A 16,845-nucleotide genomic window follows, 5' to 3' on the forward strand; every position below is an offset into this window, starting at 1 on the left:
TGTTATGAAAATCGCATTTATCGGATTGGGAATCATGGGAGGCCGGATGGCTAAAAATCTGGTAAAAGAAAATCTGGACGTAACCGTTTACAACCGGACGCACTCTGCTGCCGACGAACTGGGTAAATTAGGTGCCACGGTAGCGCAATCGTCAGCCGACGCTGTGAAAGAGGCTGACGTGGTTATTTCGATGCTCTCAACGCCAGGTGTGGTTAACGATGTTGCGTTGGGTGATGCAGGCTTCGTAAAACGCATGAAGCAAAATGCACTGTGGGTTGATTGTACCACTGTCGACCCGGGTTTCTCGCGGGATGCGGCGGCTAAAGCCAGAAGTCACAATGTACGCTTTATGGACGCACCGGTTGCAGGAAGTAAAATCCCGGCGGAAAAAGGTGAATTGGTGTTCCTGGTTGGTGGAGCTGCCCACGATATGCAAGAGGTTCAGTCGTTATTCGATATCATGGGAAAGAAAACCGTTCACGCCGGTGATACCGGAATGGGAACGTCACTGAAAATGCTGGTCAATTCGCAGCTGGCCCAGGCAATGGCTGTTTTTGCCGAGTCGGTTGTTTTGGGCGAGAAGATGGGATTCTCCCGTGACTTTCTCCTCGAATTCTTACCTGCACTTCCAGTGACGGCACCTTTTATCAAGGCAAAAGCGGACAAAATTAAATCGAACGACTATTCGGTCGAATTCCCGTTGGAGTGGATGCAAAAAGACCTGCACTTGCTGGGATTGACCGCTTATGACAACGGTGTTCCGCAGTTTATGGCATCAGTTGCGGCCGAAATTTATGCATCGGCAAAAGCCGAAGGATTTGCCCGGGATGACTTTTCAGCCCTGATAAAATCACTTGAAAAAAGAGCAAAATAGTTGAATTTGCCATAAATTAGATCGAGGAGACGGGACTACAAGAGGAGCCGGTAAATTGTATTACCTCATATAGCTTAATATGAATGCCGGAATTGTCATATCGATCGTATTTGGTGTAGTCTACATTATTCTCACCCATTTTATTGCAGAATACATCGGAAAAAACCGGACCATTGGTTATGGGCGTTCCGTTTTCTGGTGTATTTTGCTTACACCTGTTATTGGTATTTTTATCGTTTTATTAAGTCCAAAAACGAAGGAATAATTCAAAGGTAATCCTCACTCATTCTTCCACTCATTAACATATTGATTTACTGCACAAAAAACTTCATTTTTTTTTACTCTCCCACATACCAATTTCACAACATCATCGTTTTTTATAAAACAACAGTTAAAAACACACAACTAAAAGATTATCTGTTATTTATCAATAAAATATTGACCTATCAGAGCAGTCAGGTTTAGAATGATGGATTCAGTTAGTTGAGCAAGGCTTGGTTGACTTTTTCAAAACCAATTTATTTTTTTCGACCCAACCAATCCCTTCCTCCCCGAGGAACCCGAGAGCGAAAAAGGGGCGATGTTTACAGCATCCGTCCCTTTTTTTGTTGGCTTAAAATAAATATCTCTTCATCCAAAAGGTTCGATATTTGTTATATCGTTATGGGCTATATTAGTTAACGAGCATGAAAATCATTACACTTTTTGTTTTGCTTCTTGTTTCTCTCAGTCTTGCTAATGAAAAAGCATTATCACAAAATGTGATCAGTCGCAAAAATGAAGTAGATCAGAAACTCCGCACATATCACATTTCCCGCGAGGAATTTGGCTACTACCAAATCCTGAATAACAAAGAACACCGACTAAGTGCCTTCCGGGATGATGATTTGATGCTCTTGTCAAAAATTATCCTGCTGCACCGAATCAATGAAAGCCGGGAAAAATATCATGTTCCGCCGTTAAAGCTCGATATTCTGGCCAGCCGCGTTGCCAATCAGATGAGCCGGGAATCGTGTGACAACGGCTTTTTCGGACACTGGAACCTTGAGGGCGAGAAACCCTATCATCGATACGCCTTTGCGGGTGGAACCGACCATGTATCGGAAAATGCGTCCGCTCTTATTACTACCGGAAGGATTTCGCCGGAATTCGACGACATTGTCAAGTTGATGGAAAGCGCTCATTCCGGTTTTATGGAAGAAAAGGCTCCTAATGACGGCCATAAACAAACGGTTATCGGGCCATTTCATAACTACGTTGGTATTGGGACAGCCTGGTGTGATCATGGCTTCCGGTACTATGAAGAATTTATCGACCGTTATTTGCAGTTTCATCCTTTCCGGCAAACTATTAAAAAAGGAGAAACGGCAACAATACAATTCCGGTTGCTGGATAAAAAGCTCTACCCGTATGCCATCATCGGTTACTACGAGCCGCCGCTAAAGCCAATGACACGTGACCAAATTAACCGGCTGAATAGCTACAACGATTTCTCCAGGGATATTGCCTTTCAGCTGTGGCCCTGGCAAATTCCATCCGCCAACCGCGACGGCTATATCACTTTGCGGAAACGCTTCAACAAAAAAGGGCTGTACTACATTCAAATTTACCTGAGCAAAGAACCTTACGAAAACGGAAGAAGAGCCAGTAACCGTGGTAAGATTCAGGGCTCTGGAATTGTCATCAGGGTTCAATAAAAAAAGACTTTCCTTACCAGGAAAGCCTTTCTCTCAATTAATCAACCTATTGTTTCAGTAACACTGGATAAAAAGGTCGTTCTATATTTAGAGTTTCAGCGTAACAAAACGTTCGTTTGGTGTCATACAAATGCCGCAACGAGCAGGGCCTTCACCGGCATAGGTATTACCGCACACCAGACAAACCTGGTATAGCGACGGCATACTCTTCACTTGGTTGTTATCCAGTGAGGCAAGCGCATTTTCGTACATCTCTTTGTGCTTCTTTTCCGTTTGGAAGGCATAATTGAAAGACATCAGCGCAATGTTCACCTTTTCGTTGGAAGCATCTTTCAAGAAGTTGGGATACATCGTTGCTACTTCGTACGATTCTCCTTCGATGGCATTCTGTAGATTTTCACGCGTACTTTTTACATCAAACTCAGGATTTACATTCGGAACTTCGGCACCCAACTGCTTCAATGCCGATTGATGGTTTCCAGCATGAACTTTTTCTGCTCTCGATGCAGCTTCGAATAACAACGCAATTTTAGGATATCCATCCTCTTTAGCTTTTTTCGCAAAGGCTGCGTATTTGGCATGAGCGGTACTCTCTCCGGTGAAAGCGTCCTGCAAATCTTTAACGGTTTGCGTACTTCCTGCAGCAAATACAGGCGAAATTCCCAGCATCAAAACAAATGCCAGTAACAAGGAAGAAAATTCTTTTTTCATCATGGTTAATGTTTGTTTTTGTTCTTTATTTATTATGAGAACAAATCTAATACACCAACCTTAAAAGGCGTCTAAAGAGAAACTTAAGAACAACTTAAATCAGACTCAAACATCCGTTTCTATCATATTTTCTTCCGGAAAAAACAAAATAAACTCGGTTCCTTTTCCGGGTTCACTTTTTACTTCAGGCTTAATATGTAACAACCCACAAAAACGCCTTACCAGTGCCAGGCCAAGGCCATTGCCTTCGATAAAGGAATTCCGGGATTCATCGACGCGATAAAAGCGGTCGAAAATCCCATCCAATGCGTGTTTTGGAATACCTGGCCCCTCATCGGCTAACGCCAGAATAGCAGTATTTCCTTGTTTCTTCAGGGAGATTGATATTTTAGAATTGGCCGGGCTATATTTAATTGCGTTTGTAATCAGATTCTCCACAATCTGCTCGAGCATAAACCGATCGGTCCGTAAAACAATTTCCGGAGTAAAATCCAGCGCCAGCTTTATGTTCTTTTCAGCAAACCGTGTTTCGAACCGGGCCAGAACTCCTTCCAGTAAGTCTTGAACATCGACACTCGACAGATGAACCGGTGCTTCGTCGCCTTCGTAGCGAGCAAGCATCAGGAGTTTATCGACCAAATCCGACATGCGGTTCACTTCGGATAAACTACTGCTGATTTTTTCGATATAATATTCAGGCTCACGGCTTTTCCGCAACATTACCTCCAGGGTTCCCTTCAGAATGGAAAGTGGAGTTCGCAATTCATGGGAAGCATCTGATGTAAACTGTTTTTCACGAATCACCGCCTCTTCCAGGCGCTCCAGTAACTGATTGATGGTCTGCGTAAGCGTATACAGTTCGTCTTCGTGCAAAGGCAATGGAATTCGTTCGCCCAGATTTTCCCTGCTGATTTTTTCGGCCGTCTCGGTTAGCCGGAATACCGGATGAATACTCCGACGGGCAATCAAACTGGTAATGAAAAACAGCAAAATAAGGACGATCGGAAAAGCCAGAATCAATACGCTGCGTAGATTCCGCAAGACAACTATCGTACTTTCCAGCGGAACGGCCATGTCCATATACCCTTTTAATTCATGCAATGAATCGAAAATCGGTGTTTGTAACTGCCTGACAGGCTGTTTGGAAAGGGTAGTATTGATGAAAAAGCTCGCGGTACGATTCAGGTAAACATTCAGTGAATCACCGTATAAATTAGGAGTACGTTTGATAATCTGACCGTGAACGTCACTTATTTGCATGAAGATCGGATTCACCTCAACCTGCTCATGCTCATTTTCATTCCATTCATAAGGATTTGTCATGACAATCTCACCATCCAGAATAACAAAACCTTCGTTTAACTGCTCCGATTCTGCCGACAACTCGCTATCCAAATGCCGGTAAACACTCTGATGCACCACCATGTAAATGAAAAAAAACACCACCAGCGTCAAAATAGCAGTGGTGCCCATGTAATACAGAGCAATTCGGTTGCTGAAGCTAAGTCTCATTCGCAGGTTTTGTGTTTGTCGTTTTTTAATCCTCTTGTATGATGTACCCCACACCGCGAATGGTGCGGATAAATCCCGGTTCATCTTTCTTATCTATTTTCTTCCGGAGGGAATTAATGTACACGTCAATTACCGATGTGTCATAGTCGAAATGAATATCCCACACATGCTCGATTATCCGGGTACGGGAACAGGCTTTTCCTTTATTCCGAAGCAAAAATTCCAACAGTGCAAACTCTTTTTGCGTTAACTGAATCTCTTCTTCCCCCCGAAAAACCTGATGGGTATTCAAATCCATTTGCAGTTTTCCTACGCCAAGGCGAGATGTTTCCCCGGAAGGCTCACGCAACTGGACCCGGATCCGGGCCAACAATTCCTCAAACGAAAACGGTTTTCGAATGTAATCGTTGGCTCCCATCTCCAGGGCGAATACAGCATCTTGTACGGTGTCGCGCGCTGTTAGGAAAATGACAGGCATCTCCAGCCCTTCTTCGCGAATCTGCCGGACAATCTCCACACCGCTCATCCCGGGCAACATCCAGTCAACCAGCAACAAATCATATTCTTCACCATTGTCCATAGCCATCTCCTGCCCCTTGATTCCATCCTCTGCTACATCTACGGCGAAAGATTCCTCTTCAAGACCTTCTTTCAAAAACCTGGCAATCCCCGGTTCATCTTCAATGACTAAAATACGCATAGTGATTCGAACTAGTAGTTAGATAAGTAATTAGTTGTTTCCAAAACTAAATTCAACACCGGCTGCATGTTTGTAAACCAGCTCTCCTCCATAATATCCGGTGCGGGCAACTGATAAAACGGTAGCTAAAAACAAAACCAGTGCTGCCGCCTTCAATATTCCCCTGTATTTTTCCAGCCAAACCAGAACAATTCGGAAAGCCGAAGTAATTAACGCAAGCCATAAAGTCAACGTTCCTGCATCTTCGTGCACCTCAACAGCTTGTTTCAGCGAACCCGACTCGATGCCATCGCCCGCCATATGTCCGGTAATCACCGCAGCAATGGCTCCAAGCGTTCCCAAAATTAATAAATAAAATCCGGCACGGGTAAAGAATTCCTTCTTCACGAATAAACCAAGTATATCAGAAAAGAAACCGGCAATTAACAAGGCTATAGGAAAGTGAACAAGCATGGGGTGGATGTGCGAAATATCAATCATGTCGTCAAAGTTTAAATGAATTTATACGTTATGAGCTGCGGAAACAATCACCGCCCCAACTTTACGTTCTTCTTTTTTCTTCTTCGTAAGGCCAGAACTATTGTAACTCGCTAAACTCTTGACAAATTAACAACGGCTGAACTTAAGCGGTTCTCTGTAAAAACTTAAAATATGCTTAATTCTGTATATCTACTATAACCCCTGGATACAAGAACGACTTTGTTTATGGTATTTCACCTCTTCTTTATTTTCATTTCAGCAGAACGGAACAATGAACAAAAGGGAATATTCTGTTATATCTCTCCATAGTTTATGTTGTATAACTCCTTAAAATCCTCCACGTTACCGAAAACCGACGATTATTTTCCTTAAATTTATATAAAGCACGATTGCTCATTTATCCAACCAAAACCGGGAGGTGCACCATGATACTCACTGTCACGTTAAATCCGGCCATTGACAAAATATTGATCCTAAATGGATTTGAAATCCACAAGCTGCACCGGCTCGACAGCCGGGAAATGAGCATGACAGTTCCCGGGGGAAAAGGAGTCAATATTGCACTGAATCTGAGCGCCCTTGGAAACGATACCATTGCAACGGGTTTTGCCGGTGGGCACGAAGGGCATTTGCTTTGTGACTCGCTGCGACAAAGCGGCGTTACCACCAGCTTCATTTTCACCGAAGGTTCCACACGAACCAACACGTCTATTCTGGATTTACAACACGAAACACTGACCGAAATTAACGACTTTGGACAGGAAATTCCGGAAGATGATCTCGTGTTTTTGTTAGAGAGCTACGAGCGGCTGCTCAACCGCGTGGATATGGTGGTTTTGGCTGGTTCGCTGCCCAAAGGCGTGATTGAAGATGTCTACCGTCAGATGATTATCATGGCGCAGGGACACGGTATCAAAGTGGTTTTGCACACAGCTCCCAAATACATCGACCCGTTGATCGACTCCAGTCCATTTCTGATCAATCCCGACATGCGCAGTTACCACCGGTTCATGGGCCGGCCACTCGATGGTATCGATGCATTCCTTCGGGCAGGAAGAGAGATTATTTCTTACCAGAAAGACACCGAGTTTGTCATCTTCACACACCGGATTGAAAACGTGGTGGCGGTTACCCGGAAGCAATCCTATATCCTGCGTCCGAGAGATTTGAAAATTGTCAATATGTTGGGTTATGCCGATGCATACCTGGCGGGGTTTATTCATGCCTACCGGCAGAACCTTCCTACGGCCGATGTACTCAAATATGCTTCTGCTGCCGGACTAACCAACATTGAAGTGCTTTATAAGGAGATACGCGATACGGACCAAATTGAGGCCAATCTTCAACGAATCGATGTGGAGGAAGTGTCATGAAAAGGGTAAAGGATTTCATATACAAAGACATTCTTTCGGTTAACGAAAACTCTGATCTGCGGCGGGTCATCATTACCATGAAAAGGCATCGGGTTTGTGCCATTCCGGTAGTTAATCAGTTGGGCGAATATGTGGGATGCATCAGCGAACAGGATATTCTCAATGCTTCAGTTCCGCAGTACATGAAATCGATGTACAATACTTCTTTCATGGCCGATTTGGATCACATTATTGGTCATTTACACGATATGCTTGACCAGAAAGCCATCGAATTTACCGATTCAAGCTACCCGACTGTTGCACCAAGTGATTCCATGTCGTACGCGGCCGATCTGCTGTTTCGTTCGAAGAAAACTGCGTTGCCGGTTCTTGAAGGGAAAATGCTGATTGGTCTGATTACAAGAATAGAAATACTAACCGTATCCCTCAACGGAAAAAAACTAAGCTAAGGAGGTTACCTATGACGGAATTCCTGAGTTGGCATCTCGACACCATTCACATTATCACCACACTGGTTATTTTCATTTTCACATTTGTATTTATTACAACCGAAACGCTGCCCAACGCCATTGCGGCTATGGTTGGTGCTTTTTTACTGGTCGCATTTCACATTGTGAACCAGGAAGAAGCTATCGAAGCGATTGATTTTGAAACGGTCGGGTTGCTTAGCGGAATGATGATGACCGTGGCTGTGATGCGAAAATCGGGACTATTCGAGTACATTGCCATCAAGAGCATCAAGTTGACGGGTGGCAGTCCCTGGCGAATACTGGTAGTACTGTCGATTGTTACCGCTGTTCTGTCCGCATTTCTCGATAATGTCACCACCGTGCTGATTATAGTTCCGCTCACCTTCGCGGTAGCCGACACGATGAAAATTAACCCCATGCCCATTTTGATTTCAGAAATTCTTTTCTCCAATATTGGTGGTGCAGCCACGCTTATTGGCGATCCTCCGAATATCATGATTGGAGGTGCCACAAATCTCGATTTCATGGATTTTATCGAGAATAATGCACCGGTGGTAGTGGTGGTTTCCATCGTTACATTTTTCCTGCTTCGTTTGATTTATCACAAAAAACTCGCCGTTCTGGTAGCTGACAAGGAAAAAATCCAGGCCTTCGACGAAAAGAGGGCCATCCAGAATAAACGTTTTTTTTATACTACACTGGTTATCTTTCTGATCATCATTGGCCTTTTCATTACACATCACCTGCACAAAATCGATCTGGCTTCTCTGGCTATTGGCGGAGGCTTTACCATGATGATGGTGACCAAGCAAGACCCCGAGGATATTTTGAAGGAAGTAGAGTGGCCAACGCTTTTCTTTTTTATCGGTTTGTTTGTGATTATTGGTGGTTTGGAAAAGACCGGCATCATTACTTTTCTGGCCGATAAAATGGTGGAAGTAACTCATGGCGAAGTCGAACCGGCAGCACAACTCGTGTTATGGATGTCGGCATTGTCAACCACTTTTATTAACAGTATTCCCTATACAGCCACCATGATATCCGTTGTCAAAGAAATGGCCATCAATACCGACCAAAGCATTGAGCCGATTTGGTGGGCACTCTCACTGGGCGCTTGCCTGGGTGGCAACGGAACCCTGATTGGCGCTGCGGCCAACATCATTGTTGCAGGCTTTACGCAGAAAACACCCTACCCGATTAAATTCAAAGAGTACTTCAAAATCGGATTTCCGCTGATGCTGGTTTCTATTGTGATTACTTCGCTGTATTTATACTTAAGATATTTCTGATAAACTGACAGAGAATACCTCGAATTGGCACAAACAGCAGAATTGTTGTAATTTTACTTATTGAGTAACGCTAATCAACCAAACGTTTATTTATGAAAAAAATCAAATTTAACCTGACAGGGAAAATTGTCCTTCTCGTGTTGATTGCTTTTATGCTAATCCAGTTTATTCCGGTTCATCTGAGCAATCCTTCTACATCTCCTTCGAAAGACTTTCTTCACACCTATCAGCCTCCGTCCGAAATCACGGATATGATGCGAAACGCGTGCTACGATTGTCATTCCAATGCAACTCAGTTTCCGTGGTACGCGAACGTCGCACCGGTTTCCTGGCTACTGGAATCACATATCGACGAGGCTCGTGCCCACATCAATTTTTCGGAATGGGGCAGCTATCCGGAAAAAACCGCCAATCTGAAGCTGGAAGGAATGGTTATCGATGTAAAATCCGGTAGCATGCCACTCACCTCGTATACCTGGATGCATTCGAAAGCGAAGCTAACAGATGCTCAGAGAACCCGGTTAGTTGAGTATTTTCGATCACTACAATCGGGAAATTGAAAACCATAATCCTCAACGAAATAAAAAGGCTGCCTGTAAAAACAGACAGCCTTTCACATTTTCACAACTTAGCTGATATCCCAAATAGTTTCTTCGTTTCAATCACTGTTAATAGTGATTATTGGAAACCACTTTCCCTTTCGAATCAATTTTCACAATCGCATAACCATTATGCCGAACATAAACCTTCACCCGGTAGACAGCATTCAACGGAAGATATTTCGGTGTCATCATTAGCTCTTTCACATGCGCCAGACGAATAACTTTACCTTTGAATGTGTTTTTGATTGTATTAACAACAACTTCCGGCAAAACCGAAACGCGCCCTTTGGCAATAACAAATGAACCATCAGGTTTAAATATACCGGTCATTTTTAGCCCTTTATACAGAAAATTTAACTGATACTGAGTAGGTGGCGTGTGAACAATCACCTGGTAATCATCTGGCACGTAATAGTTGTAATCCAGATCATCATTGTAATAGTATGGAGCATCGCCTATGCCATCGTATAACTCGCCGTCGCCATAGTACTCATCAGGGAAACCGTCGAAATTAAAATCTCCGAAATACGCGTCACTTGTCCAGTCAGACAAATAATTATACTTATCATTTCCGGTCCAGGATGTAATTGTTCCACCAGGAAAAATCTTGTTAAATGAGCTGACGACTGATGCCGGAAGCTTTTGTGTTTGTCCAAATCCCAAAGCCGGGATCAACAAAAATGAGATGACTAATAATTTTTTCATGATAATCATTTTTACTGAGTTCTATAAAATAACCTTCTATGAATTCCGTATTGATTACCATGAAACCTGATTCCGGTAGGCGAGGTTCTGTAACTAACTATCAATTAATAAAAAACAACTTTTCTTATATAAAAGATCTAAATTTCAGAAAACGGAAACGACTTAATTAACTGACCTGATGCGCATTGAACAATAACAACACAATAACTATAAAACACATTACTTTTATAATTTTAACCTAACATACCTGAGACTTACGGTATTCTCCAGGCGTTACGTCGAAATATTCCCGGAACCAACGCACAAAAGACTGATGAGTACTGAACCCACAAGTTTCACCTATTTCCCTTATTGTCATCGATTTTCCGGAATCACTTTTCATCAGTTTCTGAGCTTCCTCCGTTCGATGTTTATTGATATACTGATTGAAGTTCATTCCGAATTCCTGGTTAATTAGCTGCGATAAATAGGTTCTGTTAGTTCCAAGAGCCCGGGCCAAAGCGGGCAGATTAATATCCGGATCAAGATATATTTTTTGTGTCTGAACCGCCTCCTGTAAACGAAACCTCAGCCCATCCAAATCCGTCATATTTCCCAAAGGAGCAGCTAAAGCAACCACATCGGGCGTATAAATTTCTTTCTGTTTGTTTCCATAGTACCCAACGATCCAGAAAAATACAGTCAACGGGACAAAGGTTAAAGCCAATAGATGATCGTTCTCCAAAAAGACCGAACGTTCCATGCTGTGAAAGAAAACCCCTGCAGCCAATGTCATAAAAAAAGTGAGGTTATATATGCGAATCCAAGGAATATTAACATCTTCGGTATGAGAAAAAATATCATTCATCCTCTCCCGGTGTCTTCTTATCTTTCGATTGGTTAGCCAATAGTAAAATAACCCGAAAAGGATAAAACTATTTTTCGCTAATCGATCAACAAAATAGGCCAACTTTAAACCGGGATGATTGGCCGGAGTACCGGTCAATATCTCCGAAATAAACCGGTATCCATCTTCCTGCGAAAGCAGAATGTAATGAACAACCGCAGCAACGATGGTCGCCACAGCCGGAATAAGAAAATGGAAAAGTGACTTCGTTCTCCAACCGTTTTCACTGGTTAACGTATCGATGTATACATAAAATGCCGGAAATTGTGACATCGCAAAAAATACAACCGGTACGTATATCATTTGGTAAAATGAATAATATGCACCAAAGAAAGCAACTGCTGAAATAAAAGCAATCATACCGCAAAACATGAAGAAAACGAGCGATACATTTTGGGTCGTTTTCCGGTATTGGCTACTTAATAGAACCACAATCCAAAAAATGGTAACAAAAAGAGGTGTTAGGAGTAAAAGGTTTTTTAGTTCAAGCATAATCAAAGAGGAGGTAAAAATCGTCAAAATCTCAAATGCCTAGCAACCTGAATATTACAGCTTCCAAATTTGATAATTATTACCCCAAATATTAAGTTCAATTCATAATTTTAAGCCTAAATATATAAAATTTTAAAGGCTAATCCTGACATCCTTTCCCTAGATGTCAACACGTTAAGAAATTTCACTTTACGATTATTGATTTTTGAACTTAACTAACGGTTATGAAAAAAATTCTTGCGGCAGCTTTGTTTGCCTTATTGATTTTCCCGACTGTATCAAACGCTCAGTTTGGGAAAAAAACAGTGATGATAACAGTCGACCCCAAAGATGCCAATATCTACGCCAACGGTGAATTACTAGGACAAGGTTCCGTCGAGCTGGTGATTCGCAAAAACGACTGTGTAAAGGTTGAAGTTGGAAAAACCGGTTGGTTGTGGCAATCAGCGAGGTTTTGTCACCAGAAAGGTTATGCTTCTCCCCCTAAATCAAAATATTTTGAATTGGTACGCGACGACGCCTTTGAAGCTTCCATTAACGGAGCTGACATTTCCAACATCGATATTCCGATACGCGTATCTGAGGGAATGAACGAAAAAGATGCCTGGCGGCAGATGGCCCAGATTATTACCTCCTATTTTGATGTAATAGAAGTCACCGACCGCGAAACAGGCTATTTAAGGACAGCCTGGCATCTGGATAACTTCAGTCAAGCGAGCGTGCGTACCCGGGTTATTTTGAAAACAGCATCGAGTGATCCCCTCATGTTCAGTCTCAAAGTTGTGAGTGAACGGGCAAATGGAAAAGGAGTAAGCGCTAAAGCGGATGAAAGGTACCAGGAATGGGACCGCGTACTGCGTAAATTCTCCGGTATTATGGAAGAAGTGCTGACCCGAATGCAATAAGAGTCTAAATACGACAAGAAAAGCTGGCTCCGGTCAGCTTTTTTTATTTTATCTCTTCAGAAATCACAGTCAGCAATCTTCTCCGATTCTCTTCGACTTGATCATTCAGTAATCAAATTTAACTGTACCTTTGCCGCAACATATACGATGACCATGAACAAACTCGGAACATTTCAGGCGTTGGAGGTACTTCGTCTCGTTGAATTTGGCGCTTACCTCGACGGACAGGAACTGGGCGACATTTTACTTCCCAAACGGTACATGCCGGAAGGTTGCAAAGTAGGTGATTTCCTCGAAGTATTTATCTACCTCGACTCGGAAGACCGCATCATTGCCACCACGGATGAACCTTTGGCGGAAGCCGGTGACTTTGCCTTGCTGAAAGTTGTTTCGGTGAACCAGGTAGGCGCTTTCCTCGACTGGGGATTGCCGAAAGATTTACTGGTGCCCTTCAGCGAACAGAAAAATAAAATGCAGGAAGGACAATGGTACCTCGTTTATGTGTATGCCGACGACGAGAGCCGACGTATGGTTGCTACCGCGAAGCTGGACAAATACCTCGATAATGTTCCGCCTGAATATCAACCAGGACAGGAAGTAGCTCTCATGATTCACAGCAAAACCGACATGGGGTATAAAGCCATTGTGAACAACATGCACTGGGGAATGCTCTACCAGAATGAAGTATTCCGTACCTTGAAACAGGGAGAACGGCTTACCGGTTACATCAAGCAGGTGCGCGACGACGAAAAGATTGACGTCAGCCTGCAAAAGCCAGGCATCGAAAGCGCCATGGACCTTTCAGATAAAATACTGGAGATGCTCAAAGAGCAAGGCGGCTTTCTGGCTGTCACCGACAAAAGTTCACCGGAAAAAATCTATTCTTTCTTCGGCGAAAGCAAGAAAAACTATAAAAGGGCTGTTGGGATGCTTTACAAAAAGCGAATCATCACCATTGAGCCTGACGGAATCCGCCTGAATCGACAGTAAAATAACAGAGAAAAGGATATTTTAACGGCGTCCCTTTGGCTGTTCCGGCGATTATCGTTAATATTCATTATCTAAAAAAGAACAGCCATGGCAAATTCAACCAGTAAATTTGCAGTTATTGGAATGGGCCAGTTCGGACGGGCCATCGTTCGAAAACTGACTCAGCGTGGGGCAGAAGTGCTAGCCATCGATACCGATGAACAGATCATCGACGATATAGCTGAGGAAGTAGCTTATGCCGTTGCCCTCGACGCCACCGACCCCAAAGCACTCGCTTCTCAGAACATCAGCGATTATGATGCGGTTGTGATAGCGATTGGTAACAACTTCGAGCAGTTAACACTGTGTGCGGTTACCCTGCTGGAGCTGGAAACCAAGCGTATTATTGCACGTGCGACCGGGACAGTGCAGAAAACCATTCTCGAGAAAATCGGTATCCGCGAAGTGCTTATTCCCGAAAGCGAGGTGGCCACCATTGTTACTGAGAAGCTGCTGAACCCGAGCATTGTCTCTTACCTCGAATTACCCGACGATTACCGTATCGCCGAACTAAAGCCGCCGGAAGTAGCCATTGGCCGGACCGTTGGCGACCTGGCCCTTCGCGACCGGTATAACCTGAGTTTAATAACCATTACCAAAGAGCTGGAGGTGATTAAGAACGGCCGGGTGATTCTCGAAGAACACATCGATATTCCCAACTCTTCTACCGAGATAGGAGAAGACGATTTTATGCTCATCTTCGGCAAGCAGGTCGATATTGAACGCTTTCTGGAAATCAACGAATAATAAGGCTATCCGGTGCAAGCCGTCATCAGAACCAATCGTGCATGAAGCCCATTTTTTCCAAACAACAACTTGAAAACATCAACACGTTCCGGTACAACATCCGGGGGGTGATTAACCATATTATGCCGGTTGCCCGGATACTGGTTTCGCTGGCAGCGGTAGGCAGCATCGTCTACTACTACGGCTTTCCGCAAAGTAGCGACACGGCTTTGGTGGCACTCAGCATCATTCGGTTCAGCTTCTACTTTTACATTTTCAAATACCTGCTGTATTTGCTGCTGGCACAACACACCAAAGAGTATATCCGGGAAAACCGAATGGAAAGTATCATCATCTTCGGCCTCATTTTTTTCGGCTTACTTTATCTAATCTTCGGGCACCAGATTCTGAAGAATTTCAGCGAAACATATTACCTCTCATACATCCTGCCCTATCTATTGCTGTTCGTCCAGCTGTACTTTCTCATTATCGTTTCCATTGAGATTGGGCAGGCCAGCCCGATAATTGCGAAGCTGGATTTGGGACCGGCAGCACTGCTGATTCTCTCCTTTTTCATTCTGATTCTCGTAGGCACCGGCTTACTGATGATGCCGGAAATGACCGTACATCACCACATCCATTTTGTCGATGCGCTTTTTACCTCGGCCAGTGCCAGTTGTGTTACCGGATTGATTGTCGTCGATACAGCCACCTATTTCACCTTCAAGGGACAGATGATCATTATGTTCCTCATCCAGCTGGGCGGAATCAACATCATCTCGTTCGCCACATTTTTCACGACCTTCTACCTGCGTTCCACCGGTGTGCGCTACCAGTCACTCATCAAGGACTTTCTTAGTACCGACAAGTTTTCGGATACGCGGTCTATTCTCCGGCAGGTTGTCTTCCTGAGTGCTTTCATGGAAATTACCGGAAGTGTGCTCATCTATTTCCTTTGGGGGAATCATTATCAATTTGGTTCCGGTCGCGACCGTGTTTTTTCGTCGGTTTTTCACGCCATCTCCTCCTTTAATAATGCCGGTTTCTCGCTCTTCACCGATAACCTCTATGAGCAAGGTGTGCGAAATGCCTACGGACTGCAAATCGTGGTCGCCATACTGGTAATTACCGGAGGTTTGGGATTTATTGCTTTGCAGGATATTCAAAAGAAATTTTCCTTCCGGAAGAAAAAAAATGCACCGCATCCGGCTTTGCAGGTTAACACCCGCCTGGTTTTATGGGTGAGCGGAATTCTGTTGCTGGCCGGAACCGCTATCTTTTACTTTTTCGAAGACGACACTTTATTGAAAGGACAGTCGTTAGGACACGCCCTCATCACGTCCTTCTTTCAATCGGTAACGGCACGTACCGCCGGCTTTAACACGGTAGACTTCGGACAAATTGGTTTGCCCATGCTAACCATTTTCATGTTCCTGATGTATGTGGGCGCCTCCCCCGGCTCGACCGGAGGCGGTATTAAAACCACCACTTTTGCTGTGCTTATCAAGTCGGCCATCGACACGCTGCGGGGGAAAAAGAATGTGGAATTTTTCAAACGGACCATCTCGTTCGACAACATTAACAAAGCATACTCGCTGGTGCTTTTTTCCATCGCGCTGATTTTCCTCTCAACTTTTTTACTTAGCATCTTCGAACCAAAAACCGATTTTGTCCGGCTACTGTTTGAAGAGATATCGGCCTTTGCCACCGTGGGACTTTCCACGGGAATTACCGCCGGATTGTCGGTTGGCGGGAAAATCATCATCATTGTTTCCATGCTGGTTGGTCGTGTCGGACCGTTGACACTGGCACTCGCTCTCAGTAAAAAAGCTATTTACACCCGCTACCGGTATGGCCGTACAAACGTGATGATTGGCTAACACAGTTATAAAAAAAAAACGGCTCAGAATCCTCCACCACTTCAGAAAATTAAGTACTTACTTTAAAGCAACCAGACTAACAATAATTTCACTGTTAATAAGTGGATTGACAGCTTCAGCGTATGTTTTGTACCGATCTTTCAAAACTGTCAAATATCATAAATTCGGCATTTACCCAGCATTTGATTATCTTTGTGAAATAAATGTCCAACCGGATATTCTGTGGTAGATTTATTTACCGGGAACGGCCGGAATGATGACAGAAATACCGTTTTTATTCGAGACCGCAACACTACATATCATAAAAGAAGCCTACGAATGCTTTTCATAACTCTGTTCAATCACCTCACACCAAACAGAGTGCGTTCGGAAGTACTCCTTTTATGCGTTTTGAATACCGACAAACTCAATCCCCGCTTTCAATCATTCTGTTCATATTTCCCGCGTTATTCATCGTCTACAGCATATCCGCCCGGACAGAGTTGAAAACATAAACAACTTGCTGTCAAAATCC

General features: G+C 43.7%; 16 protein-coding genes. 10 read left to right on the forward strand and 6 right to left on the reverse strand.

Annotation, left to right across the window (positions count from 1 at the left end; genetic code table 11):
- Nucleotides 1-4 precede the first annotated feature (4 nt).
- Nucleotides 5-874: an NAD(P)-dependent oxidoreductase gene (locus AC060N_RS11915; protein WP_479523993.1), complete on the forward strand. Its 870-nt coding sequence runs from the start codon at nucleotides 5-7 to the stop codon at nucleotides 872-874.
- A 686-nt stretch (nucleotides 875-1,560) separates the two neighbouring features.
- Nucleotides 1,561-2,571, forward strand: a complete 1,011-nt coding sequence (locus tag AC060N_RS11920) for a CAP domain-containing protein (RefSeq protein ID WP_479523994.1) — start codon at nucleotides 1,561-1,563, stop codon at nucleotides 2,569-2,571.
- An 87-nt stretch (nucleotides 2,572-2,658) separates the two neighbouring features.
- Here the strand turns inward: AC060N_RS11920 and AC060N_RS11925 are convergent, their stop codons facing one another.
- The 4 genes from AC060N_RS11925 to AC060N_RS11940 form a co-directional block, all read right to left on the reverse strand.
- A complete protein-coding gene (locus tag AC060N_RS11925) occupies nucleotides 2,659-3,285 on the reverse strand; it encodes a rubrerythrin family protein (RefSeq protein ID WP_479523995.1) in 627 nt (208 codons plus the stop codon).
- 102 nt (nucleotides 3,286-3,387) lie between these two features.
- Nucleotides 3,388-4,794, reverse strand: coding sequence for a sensor histidine kinase (locus AC060N_RS11930; protein ID WP_479523996.1), 1,407 nt, complete (start codon nucleotides 4,792-4,794; stop codon nucleotides 3,388-3,390).
- 25 nt (nucleotides 4,795-4,819) lie between these two features.
- Complete coding sequence (locus AC060N_RS11935; RefSeq protein ID WP_479523997.1) at nucleotides 4,820-5,494, reverse strand: response regulator transcription factor; 675 nt, start codon at nucleotides 5,492-5,494, stop codon at nucleotides 4,820-4,822.
- Between the two features lie 30 nt (nucleotides 5,495-5,524).
- Nucleotides 5,525-5,974: a DUF2231 domain-containing protein gene (locus AC060N_RS11940; protein ID WP_479523998.1), complete on the reverse strand. Its 450-nt coding sequence runs from the start codon at nucleotides 5,972-5,974 to the stop codon at nucleotides 5,525-5,527.
- Between the two features lie 425 nt (nucleotides 5,975-6,399).
- Here AC060N_RS11940 and AC060N_RS11945 point away from each other — a divergent pair, with 425 nt between their 5' ends.
- The 4 genes from AC060N_RS11945 (at nucleotide 6,400) to AC060N_RS11960 (ending at nucleotide 9,666) form a co-directional block, all read left to right on the forward strand.
- Nucleotides 6,400-7,347: a 1-phosphofructokinase family hexose kinase gene (locus AC060N_RS11945; protein ID WP_479523999.1), complete on the forward strand. Its 948-nt coding sequence runs from the start codon at nucleotides 6,400-6,402 to the stop codon at nucleotides 7,345-7,347.
- Nucleotides 7,344-7,796: a CBS domain-containing protein gene (locus AC060N_RS11950; RefSeq protein WP_479524000.1), complete on the forward strand. Its 453-nt coding sequence runs from the start codon at nucleotides 7,344-7,346 to the stop codon at nucleotides 7,794-7,796. Before AC060N_RS11945 ends, AC060N_RS11950 begins: the two co-directional genes overlap by 4 nt.
- 11 nt (nucleotides 7,797-7,807) lie before the next feature.
- Complete coding sequence (locus AC060N_RS11955; RefSeq protein ID WP_479524001.1) at nucleotides 7,808-9,106, forward strand: ArsB/NhaD family transporter; 1,299 nt, start codon at nucleotides 7,808-7,810, stop codon at nucleotides 9,104-9,106.
- Nucleotides 9,107-9,198: 92 nt separating this feature from the next.
- The gene (locus tag AC060N_RS11960; RefSeq protein WP_479524002.1) at nucleotides 9,199-9,666 is read left to right on the forward strand and encodes a heme-binding domain-containing protein; all 468 of its coding nucleotides are present in this window, start codon (nucleotides 9,199-9,201) and stop codon (nucleotides 9,664-9,666) included.
- Between the two features lie 108 nt (nucleotides 9,667-9,774).
- Here the strand turns inward: AC060N_RS11960 and AC060N_RS11965 are convergent, their stop codons facing one another.
- Both AC060N_RS11965 and AC060N_RS11970 read right to left on the reverse strand, forming a co-directional pair.
- Nucleotides 9,775-10,413: a hypothetical protein gene (locus tag AC060N_RS11965; RefSeq protein WP_479524003.1), complete on the reverse strand. Its 639-nt coding sequence runs from the start codon at nucleotides 10,411-10,413 to the stop codon at nucleotides 9,775-9,777.
- A 238-nt stretch (nucleotides 10,414-10,651) separates the two neighbouring features.
- Nucleotides 10,652-11,791, reverse strand: coding sequence for a helix-turn-helix domain-containing protein (locus tag AC060N_RS11970; RefSeq protein WP_479524004.1), 1,140 nt, complete (start codon nucleotides 11,789-11,791; stop codon nucleotides 10,652-10,654).
- Nucleotides 11,792-12,015: 224 nt separating this feature from the next.
- Here AC060N_RS11970 and AC060N_RS11975 point away from each other — a divergent pair, with 224 nt between their 5' ends.
- The 4 genes from AC060N_RS11975 to AC060N_RS11990 all read left to right on the forward strand — a co-directional run bounded on the left by AC060N_RS11975 (nucleotide 12,016) and on the right by AC060N_RS11990 (nucleotide 16,331).
- Nucleotides 12,016-12,696: a hypothetical protein gene (locus AC060N_RS11975; RefSeq protein WP_479524005.1), complete on the forward strand. Its 681-nt coding sequence runs from the start codon at nucleotides 12,016-12,018 to the stop codon at nucleotides 12,694-12,696.
- A 153-nt stretch (nucleotides 12,697-12,849) separates the two neighbouring features.
- Nucleotides 12,850-13,686 carry a CvfB family protein gene (locus AC060N_RS11980; protein ID WP_479524006.1) on the forward strand — a complete coding sequence of 279 codons (837 nt, stop codon included), beginning with the start codon at nucleotides 12,850-12,852 and terminating at the stop codon, nucleotides 13,684-13,686.
- Between the two features lie 87 nt (nucleotides 13,687-13,773).
- Nucleotides 13,774-14,472, forward strand: a complete 699-nt coding sequence (locus tag AC060N_RS11985) for a potassium channel family protein (RefSeq protein ID WP_153639504.1) — start codon at nucleotides 13,774-13,776, stop codon at nucleotides 14,470-14,472.
- 41 nt (nucleotides 14,473-14,513) lie between these two features.
- On the forward strand, nucleotides 14,514-16,331 hold the full coding sequence (locus AC060N_RS11990; protein WP_479524007.1) for a TrkH family potassium uptake protein: 1,818 nt from the start codon (nucleotides 14,514-14,516) through the stop codon (nucleotides 16,329-16,331).
- Nucleotides 16,332-16,845: the final 514 nt, after the last annotated feature.

This window comes from Prolixibacter sp. DSM 2831, from assembly GCF_056493735.1.